We start from the raw sequence: 1,218 nt of genomic DNA, 5'->3' as shown, positions 1-1,218 counted from the left end.
GCCTCCAGGGCCGTGTCGGCGGTCGCGGCTGCGAGCACGTCGTAGTCGCCGCGCTCGGCCGCCGCGGTCACCTGCGCGAGCGTCAGGGCGTCGGCGCGGGCGGGGCCGCCAGGGCTGAGCAGCAGCGCCAGGGCGAAGCCGGCGGCCAGGCACGAATGCAGTTTCACGGCCGTCTCTCCCCCCGGATGGCGGTCGCGTTTTTCTACCGTCGCGTCAGGGCGGGCTCAACTGGCGCTGCGACGAGGGTGGCGACCACGCGCCGCGATTGACCCGCGCGCCCGCCCGCCCAATGTTCCGGCCCTGTCGGAGGGCCTGCGCGTGGCGATGATTTCGGTGACCAGCCTGGTCGGGGCGGCGGCGCTGGCGGCCTACGTCACCGCCGGCCTCGAGCTGCGGGCGACGGTCAGGCGGCTGCGCGCCGAGGGCCGCGGCCTCGACGTGCTGCCGGACGACCTGCCCGTGGTCGGCCCGCGCGCCTGGGCCTGGGCCTTCAGCCACCGCCACCGCGAGGTCGAGGACGTGCACCTCAGCCGCATGGTCATGCTCTGGCGCGTGGCCATCGCCGCCCTGCCGGTCGGCGTGCTGGCCCTGTTCATCGGCGGCTAGGCCCGACGGCCTCCACTGTCGTCACCCTCGGGCTTGTCCCGAGGGCCCAGGGTTCCGCTCGCAGGAGCGGAAGAAGAGAAGAGCACCGGCTCGCGGCTGCGACGACGAAGCTGGCGACGCCGCGCGCCCGCGCGCATTGTCGATGCGGACGCGGAGGACGGCCCGATGACCGTGACGGACGCCGGCGCCGACGCGCCCGGCTTTCCGCCCCCGCCGTGGCGGCTGTGCGGGCGGGCGCTGGTGTCGGTGTGGCTGAGCGACGACGCGGCGCCCCTGCCGGCCGGGCTGCGGCCGATCCGGCTGGGCGGGCGCGGCGTGGCGGTCGGGCTGTGGGCCGAGTACGGGGCGGGCAGCACGCTGCACTACGGCGAGGTGCTGCTGGCCACGCCGGTGTGGGACTGGGGCGGCCCGGCGGTCCACGTGACCCACATCTGGGTCGATGCGCCGGCCTCGGTCGAGGGCGGCCGCGCGATCTGGGCCGTGCCCAAGCGGCTGGGCGCCTTCGGTCCGGGCGACAGCCTGTCCGAGGCGGGGCGGCCGGTGGCCGCGCTAGCGGCGAAGGCGCCGCGCGGGCCGGGCCTGCCCGCGCCGCTGTTCGGGCGGCTGCTGCAG

The 1,218-nt window shown here is 76.9% G+C and carries 2 protein-coding genes; both read left to right on the top strand.

Features of this window, described 5'->3' with window-relative positions; genetic code table 11:
• Positions 1 to 318: 318 nt before the first annotated feature.
• The gene (locus G3573_RS21540; protein WP_163263671.1) at positions 319 to 606 is read left to right on the top strand and encodes a hypothetical protein; all 288 of its coding nucleotides are present in this window, start codon (positions 319 to 321) and stop codon (positions 604 to 606) included.
• 165 nt (positions 607 to 771) lie between these two features.
• Positions 772 to 1,218: acetoacetate decarboxylase family protein (locus G3573_RS21535; RefSeq protein WP_163263670.1), on the top strand; the 447-nt coding region annotated here is incomplete at its 3' end.

The organism is Caulobacter sp. 17J65-9 (genome assembly GCF_010975005.1).
In the GTDB taxonomy this organism is placed as follows: Bacteria; Pseudomonadota; Alphaproteobacteria; order Caulobacterales; family Caulobacteraceae; genus 17J80-11.
This window is presented reverse-complemented; position numbering and strand designations above follow the sequence as displayed.